3 protein-coding genes are annotated in these 2,656 nt (G+C 53.6%); 2 read left to right on the top strand and 1 reads right to left on the bottom strand.

Features of this window, described 5'->3' with window-relative positions; all coding sequences use genetic code 11:
* Positions 1-160: ATP-binding protein (locus FDX01_RS23890; protein ID WP_249360998.1), on the top strand; the 160-nt coding region annotated here is incomplete at its 5' end.
* 73 nt (positions 161-233) lie between these two features.
* Positions 234-1,163 (top strand): DNA replication terminus site-binding protein, encoded by a 930-nt coding sequence (gene tus / locus FDX01_RS15480; protein WP_137400089.1) that lies wholly within the window; start codon positions 234-236, stop codon positions 1,161-1,163.
* Here tus and fumC read toward each other — a convergent pair.
* Positions 1,160-2,563: a class II fumarate hydratase gene (gene fumC / locus FDX01_RS15475; protein WP_096757122.1), complete on the bottom strand. Its 1,404-nt coding sequence runs from the start codon at positions 2,561-2,563 to the stop codon at positions 1,160-1,162. The genes tus and fumC overlap by 4 nt on opposite strands.
* Positions 2,564-2,656 lie beyond the last annotated feature (93 nt).

Genomic DNA, 2,656 nt, shown 5'->3' with positions numbered 1-2,656 from the left:
CCGGGCCACCGGCGGCTGCGGACTCGGGCTGGCCATCGTCCACTCGATTGCGCAGGCCATGGGCGGTACGGTGATGTGTGACGAAAGCGAACTCGGCGGCGCGCGTTTCACCTTTAGCTGGCCCCTCTGGCATAACATTCCTGAATTTTCCGCTACTTGACCCCTACGGCTCGGTGGTCAGGTAACGTTGGGTGTGCTATAAAAAAGTATGTTGTAACTAAAATGGTAACTCTATGGCTCGTTACGATCTCGTTGAACGTCTGAACAGCACTTTTCGCCAGATGGAACAAGAACTGGCGCAATTCACTGAAAATCTGCAGCAGCACACGCTACTGATTGCCCGTGTGTTCTCCTTGCCAGAAATCGCAAAAGAGTCGGAGCACGCCCCGCTGGAGGCCATCGACGTTAAACAACATTTAGGTAAAGAAGCTCAAAGTCTGGCGCTGCGCCACTATCGCCACCTGTTTATTCAGCAGCAGTCCGAGAATCGCAGCAGCAAAGCTGCCGTGCGCCTACCCGGCGTGTTGTGCTATCAGGTCGACAGCCCTTCTCAGGCGACGCTGGAAGCGCAAATTCAGCGTATCAACCAGTTGAAAACAACCTTTGAGCATATTGTGACGGTGGATTCAGGTCTGCCACCCGCCGCACGTTTCGAATGGGTGCATCGTCATTTACCAGGACTCATCACCCTCAATGCTTATCGAACGCTGACGGTGGTCAGAGAACCTGCGACCCTGCGATTCGGTTGGGCCAATAAACACATTATTAAAAACCTGAAACGCGATGAGGTACTGGAACAACTGGAAAAGAGCCTGAATTCACCGCGCAGCGTACATCCATGGACGCGCGAAGAGTGGCAGGCCCGTCTGGAGCGCGAGTATCAGGACATTGCCGCCCTGCCGCAACAGGCGAAACTGAAGATAAAAAGACCGGTGAAAGTCCAGCCCATCGCCCGCGTCTGGTACAAAGGGCAGCAAAAGCAAGTGCAATATGCGTGTCCGACACCGCTGATTGCACTGATTAATAACGATAATGGTATGAGTGTGCCGGACATCGGCGAGTTGCTGAATTACGATGCCGACAACGTGCAACACCGTTTCAAACCGCAGGCGCAGCCGTTAAGGCTGATTATTCCCCGGCTGCACCTGTATGTGGCAGATTAACGTCCCGGTCGCATACTTCCGACCATCAGTTCCGGGCGCACCCAACTGTCGAACTCGGCTTCGCTAAGGTAGCCCAGCGCCAGCGCCGAGGCTTTTAACGTCAGCCCCTCTTTGTGGGCCTTTTTGGCGATCTCCGCGGCTTTATCGTACCCAATATGGGTATTCAGGGCAGTCACCAGCATCAGGGATTCGTTGAGCAACTGGTCAATGCGCTCGCGATTGGGCTCAATGCCGGTCGCGCAGTGCGCATTGAAGCTTTCCATACCATCTGCCAGCAGACGAACTGATTGCAGGAAATTATGGATAACCATCGGTCGGTAGACGTTAAGCTCAAAATTACCGGAGGCTCCGCCAATGTTGATAGCCACATCGTTGCCCATTACCTGACAGCACAGCATTGTTAAGGCTTCACATTGTGTGGGGTTGACCTTACCAGGCATGATGGAGCTGCCTGGCTCGTTTTCAGGAATCGCTATCTCGCCGATACCACAGCGCGGACCAGACGCCAGCCAGCGCACATCGTTGGCAATTTTCATTAACGATGCAGCCAGACCTTTCAGTGCACCATGGGCATGTACCAGCGCATCACAGGTGGCCAGCGCTTCGAATTTATTCGGCGCGGTGACAAACGGAGCACAGGTGATCACTCTCAGTTCATCCGCGACCCGGCGAGCATATTCAGGATGTGTATTCAGTCCGGTGCCGACGGCCGTTCCTCCCAAAGCCAGTTCAGCCACATGCGGCAGGCTGTTTTCTATGTGCTTCAGGTTATGTTCCAGCATCGCCACCCAGCCAGAAATTTCCTGACCCAGCGTCAACGGTGTAGCGTCCTGCAGATGCGTACGGCCAATTTTGACAATATCTGCAAAGGCGTGGGATTTTTTACTCAGTGTTTCAATTAAAACATTCAATTGTGGAATAAGTGACTTACGCAGAGCCAGCAGTGCGGCAACGTGCATCGCCGTGGGGAACACGTCATTTGAACTTTGGCTTTTATTGACGTCATCGTTGGGGTGTATTTTACGTTCCATCCCCCGCACGCCGCCCAGCAGTTCGCTGGCCCGGTTCGCCAGCACCTCGTTCATGTTCATATTGCTTTGCGTACCGGAACCGGTCTGCCAGATAGCCAGCGGAAACTCATCAGCGTGTTTATCAGCCAGCACTTCATCTGCCGCCTGCATGATGGCGTTCGCTTTTTCTGCCGCCAGCAGCCCGAGGTCCTGATTTACCTTCGCGGCAGCACGTTTAGTGAGCGCCAGCGCGTGAATCAGCGAGACTGGCATTTTCTCCGTAGAGATACGAAAATGCTCCAGCGATCGTTGGGTTTGTGCGCCCCAGAGTTTATCGGCCGGAACCTCAATCGCCCCCATTGAATCATTTTCGCGGCGTACCGTTACCATGACCTGCTCCTTATATTAACAATTGATTAGGTTATGTTTCGACATTGCCCATTTGCCATTGGTCTTATGAGTATTGACGAGGATGGAACCCTC

This window comes from Citrobacter sp. wls613 (assembly GCF_005281195.1).
GTDB lineage: Bacteria > Pseudomonadota > Gammaproteobacteria > Enterobacterales > Enterobacteriaceae > Citrobacter > Citrobacter gillenii.
Note: the sequence above shows the minus strand (reverse complement) of the source record. Positions and strands in the feature narration are given on the sequence as shown.

Excerpts from the sequence above, each read along its gene's own strand:
- tus (WP_137400089.1), top strand. The coding sequence starts at position 234 with ATGGCTCGTTACGATCTCGTTGAACGTCTGAACAGCACTTTTCGCCAG.
- fumC (WP_096757122.1), bottom strand. The coding sequence starts at position 2,563 with ATGGTAACGGTACGCCGCGAAAATGATTCAATGGGGGCGATTGAGGTT.